The sequence below is a fragment of the Candidatus Dedyshia acidiphila genome, assembly GCF_051025295.1.
In the GTDB taxonomy this organism is placed as follows: Bacteria; Acidobacteriota; Terriglobia; order Terriglobales; family Acidobacteriaceae; genus KBS-83.
The window spans coordinates 52,407-68,544 of the sequence record NZ_JBMGJV010000002.1 but is presented as its reverse complement, the minus strand read 5'-3'; the positions used below and the strand labels follow the sequence as shown (position 1 = coordinate 68,544).

The window sequence follows — 16,138 nt, the reverse complement described above, 5'->3', positions numbered from 1 at the left end:
GCCGGATAATGGAATTTCTCCGCACGCCGCAACTACTGGAGGAGTGATGCCCGAGATCATTAAGCCGCCGTTTACGCCCGAGTCCGCAGCAGCTAAGGTGCAGGTCGCCGAAGATCTCTGGAATACGCGCGATCCCGATCGAGTAGCGCTCGCCTATACAGAGGACTCCGAGTGGCGGAATCGCACAGAGTTCCTGCAGGGCCACCAGCAGATCGTGGAGTTCCTGCGACGAAAATGGAATCGCGAGCTGGACTATCGGTTGAAGAAGGAGCTTTGGGGATTCCGCAATAATCGGATGGCGGTGCGCTTCGAATACGAGTGGCACGACGACGCCGGCAACTGGTTTCGCAGTTATGGCGTGGAACTCTGGGAGTTCGCCGAGAGCGGCCTGATGCAGCGGCGCGATGCCAGCATCAATGACATGCCGATCGCTGAAAGCGAGCGACACCTTCGCTGAAAAACCAGCGGGCACGCCAGGAGTGTGCCTCCGTTATGCCCGCTGCTATTCGTGACCTCGTCGGCGGCGTTCAGACGGCAGGCCTCTATGGCCTAGTGGCGATCATGGTCGTTGTCGGGCCGGTACTGGCGTCCCTGCCAGCCCTCCTCGTAGCCGCGATCATGAGCACGGCGATCGTCGTCCCCGCGGTACTTATGGTGGTGCTCTTTGCGCCGTTCCTTGCGCTGGTAATCCTGGTAGCCCTCGCGATTGCCCGTCTGATAGTAAGAGTTGTTGTAGTACGGGTTGTTCTGATTTTGCGCGCGATCGCGTGCACGGTCATCGTCGTCGTGATGTTCCTGGGCGATGGCGGGCGTGGTCAGAACAGGGGCAACAATGAGCGCGGGCATGGCCAGGCTCGTCATGAAGGCGACACGTTTCCAGATATGTTTCATCGGTCCTCCGGTCGCAGGCTCAAAGTGCCTGCGCAAACGATAAGATGCCTAAGCTGCGACCCTGCTGGTCAAACAGCAAAAAGGCGAGGTTGCCTAGAAAGAAATATCTCGTTGTAAGTCGCGGAATTTGCGCCAGAATGGCGTCTGCAGATGGTCGGGGAGAGAGGATTCGAACCTCCGACCCCCTGGTCCCGAACCAGGTGCTCTACCAGGCTGAGCCACTCCCCGATGACCGACTGCTTGGGTTGGAAACGCCCGAAGCCATCCTCCTGGTGGGGACGGCCGCACAACGCGGACGCACTTGGAAGAGTGTAGCAGATGCGTCCGGACGCGCCGTTCCAGCTTGCCAGCTCCGCGCTGGACGAATAGAGATCCTTCATGACTCCGCGCGAACAGCTCGACCTGACCGGATTGTGTGTGCTCGATGGCGGCCTCGCGACTGAACTCGAGCGGGCCGGCTGCGATCTTTCGAGCCCCCTGTGGTCGGGCGAGGTGCTTCGCACGCAGCCGGAGAAGATTGTCGCGGTCCACCGCAGCTACCTGGACGCGGGTGCTGATTGCATCCTGACATCGAGCTATCAGGTCTCCACGCTCGGCTATCGCGAACTGGGACTGCCCGCGGGAGACGCCGCAGCCGCAATCAGGAAGAGTGTCGACCTCGCGGTCGAGGCGCGGCATCAGTATCACGCGGCCGAGCGCGCCACCGGTCGCAAGCCGCGGAGGATCTGGATCGCCGGTTCGCTCGGCGCTTACGGAGCCGCGCTGCACAATGGCGCGGAGTTCCATGGCGAATACGACATCAGCCATGCCGACCTGATCGCCTTTCACCGGGAGAGGATTGCGGCGATGTCGTACACCCAGGCTGATTTCCTTGCTTTCGAGACATTGCCTTCGCTCGACGAGGCGAGGGCAATCGTCGAGGCACTCGCCGGATTCCCGGAGCTCGCCGCCTATCTCAGCTTCACCTGCCAGGATGAGGGGCACACCGGCCATGGGGAAACGATCGAGGAATGCGCGATGCTCGTGCGCGATCTCACGCAGGTGCTTGCCATCGGGATCAACTGCACGGCGCCGCGGTTCGTTGAGCCGTTGATCCGCCGCATTCGCGGGATCTCGCAACAGCGCATTGCGGTCTACCCCAACTCCGGTGAGACCTGGGTGGGTGAGACACGGAGCTGGTCCGGGCGCTCCGATCCTGGCGGATTTGGCTCCCTGGCAGCGGCCTGGCGTGCTGCAGGCGCGGACTGGATCGGCGGCTGCTGCCGGACCACGCCGGATCACATTCGGGCGGTAGCGGGTGCGGTCGCCAGTTGAACCCTGACGCACCGTTCACCGTGCGACAATATAGGTACGCCATGACAACCAGGACGCTCCCTGCGGTGCCCGCGCCGGCCAGCATTTCCCCCGAGCTACTGAAGCAGCACAGTCTGACAGCCGAAGAATATGCGCGCATCGAGCAGGCGCTCGGTCGCACTCCATCCCTGACTGAACTGGGTATTTACAGCGTAATGTGGAGCGAACACTGCTCCTACAAGTCGTCGCGCGTTCACTTGCGCCGGCTGCCCACGCGCGGCGAGCGCACCAGCGGTCCCGGATCCGTCGTGCAGGGCCCGGGTGAGAACGCCGGCATCATCGATATCGGCGATGGCTGGGCATGCGCGTTCAAGATCGAATCGCACAATCACCCCAGCTACATCGAGCCGTTCCAGGGCGCGACCACCGGCGTCGGCGGCATCCTGCGCGACATTTTCACGATGGGCGCGCGACCACTTGCGGTGATGGATTCGCTGCGCTTCGGCCCGCTGGCCCAGACTGAGGGTGAGCGTGACTCTTCGCTCGTGCGACGCAACCACCAGATCGTGGAAGGCGTTGTCGCCGGCGTGGCGCACTACGGCAACTGCTTCGGCGTGCCGAACCTGGGCGGGGAGACGCGCTTTGAACCCTGCTACTCAGGCAATCCGCTGGTGAATGCGTTCGCGCTGGGCCTGGTGCGCAAGGACGAGATCTTCTACGCAAAAGCGACTGGCGTTGGCAATCCCGTGATCTACGTCGGCGCGAAGACGGGCCGGGATGGCATTCACGGCGCCACCATGGCGAGCGAGGAGTTCAAGGAAGGCTCCGAGCAGAAGCGGCCGAACGTTCAGGTCGGCGATCCGTTCATGGAGAAGCTGCTGCTCGAGGCCTGCATCGAGGCGATGCACACGGGTGCAGTGGTCGGCATTCAGGATATGGGCGCCGCGGGGCTGACCTGCTCCACATGCGAGATGGGCGCGCGTGGTGGCGTGGGGCTCGATGTCGAGCTCGATCACGTGCCGCAGCGCGAAACCGGCATGAACAGCTACGAGATCATGCTGTCCGAGTCGCAGGAGCGCATGCTGCTGGTGGCGGAGAAGGGTCGCGAAGAGGAAGTGCTCCGCGTCTTCGAAAAGTGGGGCCTCGATGGGGTGATCGTCGGAGAAGTGATCGCCGACTCGCAGATGCGCATCCGGCACCACGGCGAGATCGTGGCGGATATTCCGAACCAGTCGCTTACGGACGATGCGCCGGTGTATCACCGGCCGGTCGGCACCTGGAAGGCGCCGCTGCCACGCGATGCGCCGGCGGACGTGCTTGCACAGATCGAGACGCCGCGTGATTACACCGCGGACTTGAAGACACTGCTGGCCTCCGCCAATATGTGCTCGAAGCGCTGGGTATTTGAGCAGTACGACTCCATGGTGCAGACCAACACCGTGCAGGGCCCCGGGAGCGAAGGCGGCGTGATGCGCGTGAAGGGCACGCAACGCGGACTCGCGATGGCGCTCGACGGGAATGGTCGCTGGTGCTATCTCGATCCAAAGCAGGGTGCGAAGCTCGCCGTAGCGGAGGCTGCCCGTAAGGTAGCCTGCACGGGGGCTCTTCCCGTAGCTGCGACGAATTGCCTGAACTTCGGCAATCCGGAAAAGCCAGAGATCATGGCGCAGCTCTCGGCAGCGATCGACGGTATCGCCGAAGCGTGCACCGCGCTCGGGACGCCCATCACAGGCGGCAACGTCTCGCTGTACAACGAGACCCGCGGCGAAGGGATTTATCCGACACCGGTTCTTGGCGTAGTCGGCATTCTGGATGAGATCGACAATGCGGTTCCGGCGAACTTCGCGCATCCGGGCGATGTGCTTCTGCTCTTCAGCGCGGGAGCAGAGCCGGATGCATCGCGCTCCTTCGGCTCGTCCGAATACGCGCGTGTGGTGCTTGGGCAAACGTGGGGAACCCCACCGGCGCTCGACCTCGCGGTCGAGGCCGAGCTACAACAGCGGCTGATCGCGCTCGCGAAGGCTGGACTGATTCATGCGGCGCGCGACATCTCGGACGGTGGGTTGGCGGCTGCGCTCGCAGAGGGCTGTTTTGCCTGCGGGACCGGCGTGGATGTGCAGCTCTCGGCCAGTGATGCTGAGCCGGCCGTGCTCTCGCTCTTCGGCGAGAGTGCCTCGCGGGTGGTCATTGCGTGTGCACCGGAAGAGGTGTCGCGCATCGAGCAGATCTGCTCTGGGGGCAGTCCGGGCGTGTGGCGGATCGGCACGGTGACGAACGGCACATTCCGCATCCGCAGGGGAGACAACACCCTGATCGAGGCAACGACGCGTGATCTGAAGACGGGCTGGGCGGGCGCGCTGCAGGCCACGCTCGCGGCCGACCTGGTGACCGCATGACGCATCGCCTCTACCAGGGCGTGCCTGGCGTACCGGAAGAGCTTCCTTCCATGCCCAGTGTGGCCGCGCACGAGCAGGATGCGGACACCCTGGGCGATACCCTGCATGAGGAGTGCGGTGTCGCGGCCATCTACCGGCACCCCGAGGCCGCGCGGCAGGTCTATCTCATGCTGTATGCGCTGCAGCATCGCGGGCAGGAGTCGGCCGGCATCGCGACAGCGGATGGTCAGAACCTTTCGAACATCAAGGGCATGGGGCTGGTTGCGGACATCTTCACGGAAGAAGTGCTGCAGAAGCTGCCGGGGAATCTGTCGATCGGGCACACGCGTTACTCGACGACTGGCGACTCAGCACTGCTGAATGCGCAGCCCATTCGCGTGGATTCGACCAAGGGCCTGATCGCGATTGCGCACAACGGCAACCTGGTGAACCTGGGGACGATCCGCACACGGCTTGAGCGTGCGGGCGCTTACTTCCAGACCACGTCCGACTCCGAGATCATCGTGCAGCTTATCGCGCACTCTGAGGCGACGACGCTGGTCGATGCGATCGCCGACTCACTCTCACAGGTCGATGGAGCGTTCTCCGTCGTGATGATGACGCGCGATCGCATTTTCGCCGCACGCGATCCGCGCGGCTTCCGGCCGTTGTCGATGGGCCGCATTGTCGGAGAAGGTGGCGCGCCCGACACCATCGTGTTCGCATCCGAAACTTGCGCCTTCGACTTGCTGCGCGCGGAGTACATCCGCGATGTCGAACCCGGCGAGTTGGTCATGGTCTCCGCCGACGGGATCACGTCACGCAAATACGCGACCGGCGTGCAGCAGACGAGCTGCATTTTCGAGCATGTCTACTTCGCGCGACCGGATAGCCGGATCTACGGTCGCTGGGTGCAGGAATCACGCGAGAAGATGGGCCGCGCGCTGGCGCGTGAGTCAGGCGTCGACGCCGACCTCGTAGTCCCGGTACCCGACTCCGGCGTGACGGCTGCGCTCGGCTACGCCGCTGAATCCGGCATTCCGTTCAACTTCGGCCTGATCCGCAATCATTACGTCGGCCGCACCTTCATCGAACCGGAGCAGCGCGTGCGCGACTTCGGCGTGAAGCTGAAGCTGAATCCCGTGCGTAATCTGCTCGCCGGCAAGCGGATCATCCTGATCGATGACTCGATCATTCGCGGCACCACCAGCCGCAAGATCGTGCGCATGGTGAGGGCTGCGGGAGCGAAGGAAGTGCATCTGCGCATCAGCTGTCCGCCCACCACGTCGCCATGCTTCTACGGAGTGGATACGCCAAGCAAGAAGGATCTGATCGCCGCGAACCAAACGGTGGATGAGATCTGCCGGTTCATCGAGGCCGATTCGCTGGCCTATCTTTCGATGGATGGGCTGCTCGATGCTTGCGGTGGCGAGTCGAAGTTCTGCGTCGCCTGCTACACCGGGAACTATCCAACCGCGTGGGTGGACGTGGACGAAATCCTGCCGGCACTCGCGCAGACATAGACTGTCACTGCCGTTGTTGTCACAACCAGCTGCGCCGTTTCCGCCTCTGAAAACAACGAGGGAGAAACAACGGAGGCAGCTATGGCAAAGTACGGTCCCAAGGCACACAAATCCGTCGAACGCGAAATGAAGGCCTTCAAGGAAGGGAAGCTGAAGTCGGGTAGCGGACGCAAGGTGAAGAACCCGAAGCAGGCAATTGCGATTGCACTGTCCGAAGCGCGCAAGGAAGGCGCAAGAATGCCGCCACCACCTGCGGGCAGCGCAGCGAGCAGGAAGTTGGGAGGGCGCACCGCTGCCAAGAAGAAGAGTGCGACGAAGAAGACCACTGCGAAGAAAACCGGCGCGAAGAAGTCTGCAGCGAAAAGGTCAGGCGCACGGAAGAGCACTGGCCGTTCCACGAGCAAGAAGGTTTCGACAAAGAAGAGCTCAGCTAAGAAGAGTGCTTCCAAAAGCACAGGGCGGAAGACCGCAGGACACAAGAAGAGCACCGCGCAGAAGAAGAACACGGGGCGCAGAACTACCCGCGCGAAGAGCAGCCGTTCAAGGACATCTGCTTAGCACGAGCGACACCGCTCGCTAGCTGGATGATTTGCTATCAGACGAGGAAGCGGGCTTGGTGCTGGGGGTGGAACTCTCGCTGTTGCTGGCGGATTTGCTTGCGCTGTCTGCGGTAGCAGCCGTTCCCTTGCTATCGCCCGAGCCTTCGCCGCTCTTGCCAGAACTCTCGCTGCTGCCCGATGGCGCCTTGTTGCGCCCCGCGTAGTCGTTCACGTACCAGCCAGCGCCTTTGAACTGGAAGGCCGGCGCGGAGATCAGCTTCTCCACGGCGCCGCCACACTTGGGACATTCCTTCTCTTCCGGCGCACTGAAGCTCTGGATCTTTTCAAAGCGATGCCCGCACGACTGGCACTGGTATTCGTAAAGCGGCACGGAACACGACTCCTTCGGTACTTCTCTCGCTGAGACGATTGTAGCTGGCCACAGCTAGGCCAGCGCGGGGAGTTGCACCAGCCGGACACGACGCACCGCCTCGATGGCCTCAAGCGCACCGAGCACGGCCGGTGTGATCTCGCCATCCACCTGCACCACCGCAATCGCCTGCGCCTGCTCTCTTGCGGAAGACGGCTCAGGGCCGCGGCCAAGCGCAAAGTTTGCAATGTTGACCTGGTGCTCACCGAGCACGGTGCCGACACGCCCAATCACACCCGGCACGTCGTAGTTGCGGATTGAGACCAATGTGCCGTGTAGCGGCACTTCGATGTCGATGCCATCGCTCGCCAACAAGCGGGGCGAGCGGCCGTGCAGCACAGTCGCTGTCGCGGTCGCCTCTCCAGTGCGCGTGTGCAGCGTGAGCGTGAGACCTGCGGGACCACCGTCCTCTGCCTTGGTCTCGTGCAGGCGGATGCCTCGCTCCTCCGCAACCGCGGCGGCGTTGATCCGATTCACCGGCTCTGCATGGCCGAGCACACCTTCGATCGCGGCATTGCGCACGAGCTCCGTCTTGCCCTGCGCCAGACGTCCTCGATAGACCAGCGCGATGCTCTCCAGATTGCCTTCCGTTGATGCGGAGAGAAATCCTCCGAGCCGCGCGGCCATGTCGATATACGGCGAGAGTTCGACATACTCCTCGTGCGTCAGCGAGGGCAGATTGACGGCGTTCTGGACGACACCGAGCTTCAGGTACTCGCGCACCTGCCGCGCGATCTGGATGCCCACGGCCTCTTGTGCCTCGGCCGTCGATCCGGCAATGTGCGGCGTGAGGATCACGTTATCCCGCCCGAAGTACGGCGAGTCTTTCAGCGGCTCCTCGCGGAACACGTCGAGCGCGGCACCGGCTACCTGGCCCGAGTTGAGCGCGCCAAGCAGAGCGGCATCGTCGATCAACTCGCCGCGTGCGCAGTTCACCAGTCGGACGCCCTTCTTCATCAGCGCGAGATTTTTTGCGTTGATCACGCTGGCGGTCTGTGGCGTCAGGCCGACGTGAAGGGTCAGGTAGTCAGCGCGGGCAAACAGCTGCTCCATGCTGACAAGCTCGATGCCCCGCTCTCTTGCTACTGCAGCAGATACGAATGGATCATGCCCGATGAGCTGCATGCCGAAGCTGGCAGCGCGCTGGGCGACTTCGAGACCGATCCGCCCCAACCCGAGCACCGCGAGCGTCTTGCCGCGCAGCTCCGAGCCAGAGAGCGACTTCTTCTCCCACTTGCCCTGATGTAGGAGCCCGTTCGCCTTTGGCAGCTGGCGCGCAAGCGCAAGCATAAGTGCGAGGGTCAGCTCGGCCACGGCGATCGCGTTCGCACCCGGCGTATTCATAACGACGATGCCGCGGCGGGTTGCTGCATCGGCATCAATATTGTCGACGCCCACACCCGCGCGGCCGATCACACGCAGCTTCGGCGCGTGTTCGAGCAGCGCATCATCGACCTGCACAGCCGAGCGAACGACCAGGCCCTCAGCGTCCGCCAGTTCGCGCGGCAGTCCATCCTTGATCTGGTCGTGAGTCACGACGGTCCAGCCGGGCTCTGCCTGCAATACGGCGAGCGTGGCTGGAGACACCTTTTCTGCAAGCACAATCTTCACGGTCGGGCTCCTGTGATGAGCGAGGCGGCGGATGCCGCTAGTGAGTGCGATCGACGAAGGTCTGCTGCGCCGCGGTGAGCGCCTTGCCGAAGGCGAAGCCAGGCAGATGCAGTGACCGTGCGGCAACCTGTTCGAGCGCGCCGATCAGCGAAATCGTATCGAGATAGTCGAAGAAACCGAGATGCGCGATGCGGAAGAGCTGGCCCTTCATCTCGCCCTGACCGTTGGTGATGATCGCGCCGAAGCGTGACTTCAGCTCTTTCACAACCACGCCGGAGTCGATGCCCTCGGGCGGGAGCACGGCCGTGACGGCCGCAGCTGGAGACGAGGAGAACAGCTTCAGCCCCAGCGCCTGCATGGCACTGCGGGTCATCGCGGCAATCGTCTCTGCATTGTCGACCAGCTCCACGCGGCCGGCCGCCAGGTCGCCATTCCCCTGCGCTGCAATGTAGTCGAATGCGGCACCCAGCGCCGCGATGAGGGACGTGGCGGGCGTGTAGGACGACTCGCCCTTGGCCGCGCTCTTGCGCTCCTTGCGGAGGTCGAAGTAGTAGCGCGGGTTCAGCGCGTTGCCCATCAGGTCCCACGCCTTCTCGCTCACCGAGCAGTAGGCCAGACCTGGCGGAATCATGACCGCCTTTTGCGATCCGCCGATCAGGATGTCTACGCCCCAGCCATCCGGGTCGAAGTGCGTCGTACCGAGGCCGGTGATGCCATCGACGACGAGCACCGCGTCGCTCTTCACATCCTTCAGCAGCTGCGCCACACCCTGCACATCATGCCGCGTGCCGGTCGAAGTTTCGGTGCCCTGCATGTACACCGCGCGCGTCTCCACGCGCAGCGCTGCCTTCACCTGGTCGAGCGTGAAGGTCTGCCCATAGGGCACACTCACCAGGTCGACATCGCAGTTGTAGGCCTTCGCCAACGCCGTCCAGCGCTCGCCAAATTTGCCTGCGGCCAGAACCAGCACACGATCGCCTGGCGAGGTGATGTTCGCGACGGAGGCCTCCATGGCGCCCGTGCCCGAACAGGCCATCAGCAGCACATCGTTCTTTGTGCCGATAAAGGCGCGCATTTGCTCCAGCACCTTCTGGTAGAGGGCGCGGAACTCAGGTGTGCGGTGGTGCATGTCGGCCGCGGCCATCGCGAATTGCGCGGCAGGCAGCAGAGGCGTCGGTCCGGGTGTGAACAGGCGAGTCTTGCGGATCATTGTTGTCTCATTCTATGGGAGGGCGTCGCGACGCCGGCTCTCTATACTGTGTGGTTGGCCTTCGCCTGCGTCTTCCAGAAGCAGCGAACGCGAGGAGACGAGCAAGAGATGACCCTCCAGGAGCGCATCCAGCAGGACACGATCACCGCGATGAAGCAGCGCGAGCAGCTGCGGCTCGAAGTGCTGCGCATGGTCAAGACGGCGATCAAGAATCGCGAGATTGAAAAGCGCGAGCCGCTGACCGATGCCGAGGTCCTGCAGACGCTGACTACGCTGATCAAACAGCGCAAGGAGTCGATCGAGCAGTTCACGCGCGGCAATCGCCCGGAACTTGCGGAAAAAGAGGCTGCGGAGATCGTGGTCATCGAAGCCTACATGCCGCAGCAGGCGAGCGAGGCGAGTGTCCGCACCCTGGTCGAGACGACGATTGCCGAGATGGCCTCTGCGGGCAAGCGGCCCACGCCGAAAGAGATGGGCCTGGTCATCAAGGATGTGCAGGCAAAGATCGCCGCTCTTGACCAGCGCGCCGACGGCAAGCTGGTCAGTGAGATCGTGAAAGCCGAACTGGCCAAGGGCTGAAGAGGCGGCTGTCCACCTTCGGACACCGGTGAGTGCCCCTGAACACTTGTAGAGGCTGCCGGCCGCACATTTGCAGGCACTTTGCTGCTCGCGCGATGGCCGACTGCGTGCTTTTGACTCCCCCGAACTCTTTGATTTCGAGGTGCAGCCGTGGCCGTCACATCCGACCTTCGCTTTGCGCTGCGCCAGTTGCGCAAGACGCCCGCGTTCTCGATGAGCGTCATCCTGACGCTCGCGCTTGGTATCGGCGCCACAACCGGCATCTTCAGCCTGGTACACGCGGTGCTGCTGGCGCCTCTGCCCTTTCCGCGCAGCGAACAGCTCATGGCCATAACCTGCCTGGTGCAGGAGAACAGCCATTCACCAGCTCTGGTGCCGAACACGGCCTCCTACCAGAATGTGTTCGACTGGCGCAGGCAGAGCCACACCTTCGCTTCGATTGCGACCTTTGGTGACGACAAGTTCTCGCTTACACGGCGCGATGGATCAGCAGAGCAGGTTGACGGTGGTGTGGTCTCCGGAAACGCGTTCCGCACCCTCCAGGTTGAACCCATCCTCGGGCGCGACTTCACCGAGGCAGACGAGGCAAAAGGCAATCACAACGTACTGCTGAGTTATCAGCTCTGGCAGCGCGACTTCGCGGGGTCGCGCGACGTTCTGGGAAAGCAGCTGCGCATCAACAGAGAAGGCTGGACCATCATCGGCGTGATGCCGCAGGGGCTGGCCTTTCCTTTGCACTACACGGAGGCGCCCTTCTGGGTCACCTTCGGCTATGCGGATGACGGCCCCAACTCGGTCGTGCAGCAACGCGGCTGGAATGATCTGGAAACCGTCGTTGGCAGACTTCGCCCCGGAGCAACGCAGCAGCAGGCTACGGCGGAGATGAACGCGATCCAAAAGGGGCTTGCGCGCCGGTATGTAGCTGACAAGCTGACAACTGGCATCCGTGTCCAGCGTGGGTTGGACGCATGGGTGGGCAATGCCCGGCAGTTGCGTCTGCTCTTCGCGGCAGTGTGCTGCCTTCTGCTGATCGCGTGCGCAAATGTGGCCGGCATGCTGCTGGCCCGCACCAGCGCGCGGGCCGGTGAGATGGCGCTGCGGACGGCCCTGGGCGCAAACCGCTGGCGCGTGATGCGGCAGCTGCTCGTCGAGTTCTCTCTGCTTGCACTCGTCGGGAGTGCAGCCGGAGCCGTTCTCGCAGCATTGGCCCTGCATCTCTCGCTTCAGTCACTGCCCGATCTGCCGCGCATCACGCATGCCTCGATCAGTGGCAATGTGCTGCTCTTCACATTTGCTCTGGCCATTGTCACCACGCTGTTGTTCGGTGCCGTGCCGGCGTGGCGAGCCGCGAACGCGAGCCCCGCCTCGGTGCTGGAGGGCGGCCTGCGCCGCAACACCGTGGGCCCCCGCCAGCAACGCCTTCACGCGAGTCTTGTGATTGGCGAGGTTGCGCTCAGCCTGCTGTTGCTCGTCGGCGCCGGGCTGCTGATCCGTTCCTTCGACCGCCTCAACCACTCCGACCTCGGCTTCCGCAGTGATCACCTGCTCACCTTCCGGGTCTTTCTTCCGCCCAACATGGCGCCACCTGCAGGTGTGCAGTTTCACCAGACGCTGCTCGGTCGCCTTCAGGCGATCCCGGGCGTGAAATCAGTGGGCGGCTCGTTCGGCATGCCCTTCAGCGGAGGCAACATGTCCATTGCCTTCGCGATCGATGGCAGGCCAACGCCACCAGGCGAAGGACCGTCCGCGCGGCTGACGCTGGCCAGTGCCAACTATCTACGCACGCTCGAGATTCCGATCGAGCGTGGCCGCTGGTTCACCCCGGATGAAGACCAGTTCACGAGTGAGAGCGAAGTGACCGTCATCAATGAGGCCTTCGCGCGAAAGTTCTTTCCGGACGCCGATCCATTGGGCCGTATGTTGGTCAGCGGACTGGGCAATAGCGCCTCGCCTGACGGCGCTCCTCACCCGCACCGACGGATCATCGGTGTCATCAGCAACACGCGTCGCCTAAGCCGGGGCGAGGAGATTCAGCCGGAGTACTTCCTGCCCTACAACCAGGTTCCCATTGGCCCCTTCACGGTTGCCGTGCGGACGGAGGGCGATCCGCAACAGTTCGTCGGCACGGCGAGGCAGCTGGTCAATCAACTTGCACCCGGCACGCCGCTCTACCGAGTTCGGACGATGAATGCGGCGATCGAGCGCACAAGCGGCGATCAGCGATTTCAGGCAGCGCTCATGACCGGTTTCTCATGCGTCGCCGTGTTGCTGGCGGCGGTCGGCATTTACGGCCTGCTCAGCTACGTTGTCGCGCAGCGCCGCGCCGAGTTCGGCGTGCGGCTCGCCTTGGGCGCGCAGCCTGCCGATGTGCGTCGGCTGGTGCTGCGTCGCGGGTTCGAACTGACCTTGGCGGGACTGGTGGTCGGCACAGTCTCTGCGGGAGCTATGGCAGCCTGGATGGGCTCACGCATTGAGGGGCTGCTCTTCCAAACCCGGTCCAGCGATCCACTCGTGTTCGGCGCAACCGCTGCGGTGCTCTTGATTGTCGCAGCGGTGGCGAGCTGGATTCCAGCACATCGCGCGTCACGGCTGCAGCCGGTGGAGATCCTGCGCCAGCAGTAGGCGACGGCTACTCGACGGTGACGCGGACGAAGCAGTTCTCCGGCAACTCACCTTCGAGCAGGTGCACGACGCCGTTCTTCACGAATCCCTTGAGTGTGCGAGGGCCGCCGGGAGGGTTAGCGCGCGCAGCAGGGCCGGTTGCCGGCTTTGCTGCGGCATAGTCCGTCTGCCGCGCTTTGCCACTGGCCGCAGTTGCACCACTGGGATCCCCGCGGAGCGGGCTGGTGGGCTTCGCCGCCGCTGCCTCCGAGCCATCGGCCATGCGCGCTGCCCTTCCGGGCATCTCGAACAGCGATCCATGCACGGGAGCCACCCCAGCAGTGCCCTTCGATGCCGCCGATTCCGGGGTGCTCTCCTCTGTCCTGCCCAGTTCGCGCACCATGCGGCCGCTACCGCGATCCATAGCCTGGTTGGCAAGTGCATCCGCGCGCTTGTTCTTGTTGCGCAGCACGTGCTGAATCTCAAATCGCTCGAGCTTCGCGACGCGCCGCTTCGCTTCTTCCCAGAGGGGCCGCAGGTCCGGGCTGTTGACACGGTACTGCCCCTTCATCTGCTTGACCATCAGCTCGGAGTCGGCCACCACCCGTAGCCGCTTCTGACCGCGGGTGACCGCGTATTCAAGCGCAGCGAGGAGGCCGGAATACTCAGCGAAGTTGTTGGTCTTCACACCGAGGAATTCGCTCAGTTCGGCGACTGCCCGGCCGTTTTCGTCCTCTATAGAGACGCCGTATCCACTCGGGCCCGGGTTGCCGCGTGATCCGCCGTCGCAGTACGCGACGATGCCTGCTGCTGCTGCTTCCGTCATAGCCTGAGTGTAGTGGAGCAACGGGCTGTGGAGCGCTACTGCGGCGTGCGCAACGGGTGCTTCGCATCCTCGTAGAACTTCTGCTGCAGTCCTGCGCTCACCGCATCGGCCTTAACGGCGCGAATCACCGCGGCTGTGGCAGCGGTCTCTGCCTTCAGGTCGTATTCGCCAAGTTCGCGGGAGGCCAGCGAGCCGTCACCCGAGTAGTGATCCGGATAGCTGGCGTACCACCAGATGCCGGTGTACACGCCTTCGGGTAGTTGGAGCCGCTTGTGGTCGGCACCGGACTCTTGGCCCGCGCGCTCGGGATGCACGAGCGTTGGGGCGGTGATCATGGTGTGCGAAGTCTCGGCTTCACCCGCGTGGTAGTCCGTCGGGCCCGGCTTGTAGGGCCGCTGCGGATCATGCGGAGGCTGCGGCCAGTCGATGTAGACGACGTAGTCGTGCGGAGAGTCGAGCTGTGTCTGCGCGAAGTAAGGCAGCAGGTTTTCATTGCCGCCGTGACCATTCACGATCAGGATCTTGGTGCAGCCGTTGCGTCCCATCTCGTCGGTAGTTTGCTGCAGCAGGCTCATCTGCATGGCAGCGGGATACGCGACGGTTCCGGGCTCGTGGCGCGCTTCGGCGATCTGGCCGAAGTAGTAGGGCGGAAAGACAACCGCGTACTCCTGCTGGGCAGCCTTTTCGCTGAGGTAGCGGGCATTGATCAGGTCCGTGCCGAGCGGCAGGTGAGGCCCATGCTTCTCGATGATGCCGAAGGGCAACACGCAAACGCCCTGCGCCTGCTTGATCGCGGCGATGAAGTCCGCGCCAGTGAGCTCCTCCCAATGAACGGAGAGCGCGGGCTGAGCACTGGCGATGGCAGGCAGCACGAGAATGAGACAGGCGAGGAAGGGAGAGAGTTTCAGGCGCAACACGGACCTCATGGCGGAGTGGAACTGACGCACGGGCCACCCTAGCGCGAGAGGCGCCCTTGAGGCAATGCGTTCGCGCTAGTGCTCGATGTTGACCAGGTCCGAGGTGTGGTCCGTGTGGGCGCCGTGCGGCGTGGTGATGCGGGTCTGCGGAGCGCGCCAGTGGTCGATGTACGAGATCTGGTGCACACAGGAGATGGTGCAGTTGGGCGCGCAGGTCTTTTCAGTCAGGAACTCGCGGTCGAGATCGGCGTGCGTGTACTCGGCGAGCGGCGTGCCCGGAAAGCCACGTTGCTGCGAGCAGTAGTGCACCAGGCCGTTTTCGCAGATATACAGGTAGCGCGAGCCGGCACGGCAACGCCAATCATTGGGCTCGCCGTTGGCGATGGCTTCCTGGAAGTGGTTGAAACGCGAGTAGTTCTTCTTGTCGAGCTGCTTCATCTCGTAATACACGCGGCGCTCTTCCCCGCCGAGCGGCTTCAGTTGGCCGCTGCCGTCGTGGATGATGCCGATGGTGGAGGTGAAGCCGAGCTCAAGCGCGCGGTGCCCGATCGTGAGTGCATCCTGCGGGTTCTTGATCCCGCCGCCGACAACGGAGTTGATGTTGATGTGGAAATCTGCGTGCTCGGCCAGGAACTGCAGCTTTTTGTCGAGGACCTTCAGGCTCTTCTTCGAGATCTCATCCGGCTGGACGTTATCGATCGAGATCTGCATGTGATCGAGCCCGGCGCGGTTCAGCCGCTCGATGCGGTCCGGCATCAGGAAGTAGCCGTTGGTGATCATGCCGGCGACCCGGCCGTGGTGACGGATGCGGGCAATGATCTGGTCCAGATCGGGGTGGGTCAGCGGCTCACCGCCGGAGATCGTGATGATGCTGGTCCCCAAGCTGGCCAGGTGGTCGATGCGGCGCAGCATCTCGTCGAGCGGCACAGGCTCGGAGACCTTGTCGTACTCATTGCAGTAGGCGCACGAGAGATTGCAGAAGCGCATCGGCACGATCTGGGCCATGACGACGTGGTGCGTGGAAGCCAGTGCATGGCCCACGAGCGCGAGTTCGCGCGCCTTGCGGGCGGCTGCGATGCGCTTGAAACGCAGGCTGGATCTATGGGCGGAGATGGGCATGCCGGTTCTGCTCATTATACGGGGCAGCCCTGTGAGGCCTCGCCGGTCGCGGATGCCATCGCGTGGGATGCCGCGAATATTTCGTTGTTACTGAGCAAACACTTATTCCTAATTTGCCTCATACATAGGCACACATAGGCAGTTCCCCGGTCGCGTCGGCGTCCGGAGATCTGTACACGCTTGATCTGTTCACCTTTCTGCTGAGGTCTCTGTGGCATACGCCG

General features: G+C 63.3%; 14 protein-coding genes and 1 tRNA gene. 7 read left to right on the top strand and 8 right to left on the bottom strand.

From position 1 onward, the window contains the following. Positions 1-46 precede the first annotated feature (46 nt). Complete coding sequence (locus tag AC5IJH_RS01280; protein WP_491900975.1) at positions 47-457, top strand: nuclear transport factor 2 family protein; 411 nt, start codon at positions 47-49, stop codon at positions 455-457. 92 nt (positions 458-549) lie between these two features. On the opposite strand, the gene AC5IJH_RS01275 is transcribed toward AC5IJH_RS01280, so the two are convergent. Both AC5IJH_RS01275 and AC5IJH_RS01270 read right to left on the bottom strand, forming a co-directional pair. After that, a complete protein-coding gene (locus AC5IJH_RS01275; RefSeq protein WP_491900974.1) occupies positions 550-891 on the bottom strand; it encodes a hypothetical protein in 342 nt (113 codons plus the stop codon). A 151-nt stretch (positions 892-1,042) separates the two neighbouring features. Further along, positions 1,043-1,119, bottom strand: a tRNA-Pro gene (locus AC5IJH_RS01270). Between the two features lie 150 nt (positions 1,120-1,269). Between AC5IJH_RS01270 and mmuM the strand changes: the two genes are divergently transcribed. The 4 genes from mmuM to AC5IJH_RS01250 all read left to right on the top strand — a co-directional run bounded on the left by mmuM (position 1,270) and on the right by AC5IJH_RS01250 (position 6,640). Further along, the gene (gene mmuM / locus AC5IJH_RS01265) at positions 1,270-2,205 is read left to right on the top strand and encodes a homocysteine S-methyltransferase (RefSeq protein ID WP_491900973.1); all 936 of its coding nucleotides are present in this window, start codon (positions 1,270-1,272) and stop codon (positions 2,203-2,205) included. Between the two features lie 41 nt (positions 2,206-2,246). Further along, a complete protein-coding gene (gene purL / locus AC5IJH_RS01260) occupies positions 2,247-4,580 on the top strand; it encodes a phosphoribosylformylglycinamidine synthase subunit PurL (RefSeq protein ID WP_491900972.1) in 2,334 nt (777 codons plus the stop codon). Positions 4,581-4,630: 50 nt separating this feature from the next. Then, positions 4,631-6,082, top strand: a complete 1,452-nt coding sequence (gene purF / locus AC5IJH_RS01255; RefSeq protein WP_491901080.1) for an amidophosphoribosyltransferase — start codon at positions 4,631-4,633, stop codon at positions 6,080-6,082. Positions 6,083-6,163: 81 nt separating this feature from the next. Beyond that, on the top strand, positions 6,164-6,640 hold the full coding sequence (locus AC5IJH_RS01250) for a DUF6496 domain-containing protein (protein ID WP_491900971.1): 477 nt from the start codon (positions 6,164-6,166) through the stop codon (positions 6,638-6,640). An 18-nt stretch (positions 6,641-6,658) separates the two neighbouring features. Here the strand turns inward: AC5IJH_RS01250 and AC5IJH_RS01245 are convergent, their stop codons facing one another. From AC5IJH_RS01245 to AC5IJH_RS01235, 3 genes are read right to left on the bottom strand one after another with little or no spacing between them, the layout of a single operon-like run. Further along, positions 6,659-7,012, bottom strand: a complete 354-nt coding sequence (locus AC5IJH_RS01245; protein ID WP_491900970.1) for an FmdB family zinc ribbon protein — start codon at positions 7,010-7,012, stop codon at positions 6,659-6,661. 54 nt (positions 7,013-7,066) lie between these two features. Further along, entirely contained in the window at positions 7,067-8,662 is a 1,596-nt protein-coding gene (gene serA, locus AC5IJH_RS01240; RefSeq protein ID WP_491900969.1) for a phosphoglycerate dehydrogenase, read from the bottom strand. Positions 8,663-8,699: 37 nt separating this feature from the next. Beyond that, positions 8,700-9,872 (bottom strand): pyridoxal-phosphate-dependent aminotransferase family protein, encoded by a 1,173-nt coding sequence (locus tag AC5IJH_RS01235; RefSeq protein ID WP_491900968.1) that lies wholly within the window; start codon positions 9,870-9,872, stop codon positions 8,700-8,702. A gap of 108 nt (positions 9,873-9,980) precedes the next feature. On the opposite strand from AC5IJH_RS01235, the gene AC5IJH_RS01230 reads away from it, so the two are divergent. Both AC5IJH_RS01230 and AC5IJH_RS01225 read left to right on the top strand, forming a co-directional pair. Continuing rightward, positions 9,981-10,451 (top strand): GatB/YqeY domain-containing protein, encoded by a 471-nt coding sequence (locus tag AC5IJH_RS01230; protein WP_491900967.1) that lies wholly within the window; start codon positions 9,981-9,983, stop codon positions 10,449-10,451. Between the two features lie 150 nt (positions 10,452-10,601). After that, positions 10,602-13,073 carry an ABC transporter permease gene (locus AC5IJH_RS01225; protein ID WP_491900966.1) on the top strand — a complete coding sequence of 824 codons (2,472 nt, stop codon included), beginning with the start codon at positions 10,602-10,604 and terminating at the stop codon, positions 13,071-13,073. A gap of 7 nt (positions 13,074-13,080) precedes the next feature. Here AC5IJH_RS01225 and AC5IJH_RS01220 read toward each other — a convergent pair whose 3' ends face one another. The 3 genes from AC5IJH_RS01220 to AC5IJH_RS01210 all read right to left on the bottom strand — a co-directional run bounded on the left by AC5IJH_RS01220 (position 13,081) and on the right by AC5IJH_RS01210 (position 15,914). After that, positions 13,081-13,878, bottom strand: coding sequence for a ribonuclease HI family protein (locus AC5IJH_RS01220; protein ID WP_491900965.1), 798 nt, complete (start codon positions 13,876-13,878; stop codon positions 13,081-13,083). A gap of 35 nt (positions 13,879-13,913) precedes the next feature. Next, positions 13,914-14,792 carry a creatininase family protein gene (locus AC5IJH_RS01215; protein ID WP_491900964.1) on the bottom strand — a complete coding sequence of 293 codons (879 nt, stop codon included), beginning with the start codon at positions 14,790-14,792 and terminating at the stop codon, positions 13,914-13,916. 78 nt (positions 14,793-14,870) lie between these two features. Beyond that, positions 14,871-15,914: a radical SAM protein gene (locus tag AC5IJH_RS01210; protein ID WP_491900963.1), complete on the bottom strand. Its 1,044-nt coding sequence runs from the start codon at positions 15,912-15,914 to the stop codon at positions 14,871-14,873. Positions 15,915-16,138 lie beyond the last annotated feature (224 nt).

Bases quoted from the DNA above. Each gene is read 5' to 3' on its own strand.
- AC5IJH_RS01230 (WP_491900967.1), top strand. From the start codon at position 9,981: ATGACCCTCCAGGAGCGCATCCAGCAGGACACGATCACCGCGATGAAG.
- purL (WP_491900972.1), top strand. From the start codon at position 2,247: ATGACAACCAGGACGCTCCCTGCGGTGCCCGCGCCGGCCAGCATTTCC.
- AC5IJH_RS01210 (WP_491900963.1), bottom strand. From the start codon at position 15,914: ATGCCCATCTCCGCCCATAGATCCAGCCTGCGTTTCAAGCGCATCGCA.
- AC5IJH_RS01280 (WP_491900975.1), top strand. From the start codon at position 47: ATGCCCGAGATCATTAAGCCGCCGTTTACGCCCGAGTCCGCAGCAGCT.
- AC5IJH_RS01220 (WP_491900965.1), bottom strand. From the start codon at position 13,878: ATGACGGAAGCAGCAGCAGCAGGCATCGTCGCGTACTGCGACGGCGGA.
- AC5IJH_RS01275 (WP_491900974.1), bottom strand. From the start codon at position 891: ATGAAACATATCTGGAAACGTGTCGCCTTCATGACGAGCCTGGCCATG.
- AC5IJH_RS01250 (WP_491900971.1), top strand. From the start codon at position 6,164: ATGGCAAAGTACGGTCCCAAGGCACACAAATCCGTCGAACGCGAAATG.
- AC5IJH_RS01235 (WP_491900968.1), bottom strand. From the start codon at position 9,872: ATGATCCGCAAGACTCGCCTGTTCACACCCGGACCGACGCCTCTGCTG.
- mmuM (WP_491900973.1), top strand. From the start codon at position 1,270: ATGACTCCGCGCGAACAGCTCGACCTGACCGGATTGTGTGTGCTCGAT.
- purF (WP_491901080.1), top strand. From the start codon at position 4,631: ATGCCCAGTGTGGCCGCGCACGAGCAGGATGCGGACACCCTGGGCGAT.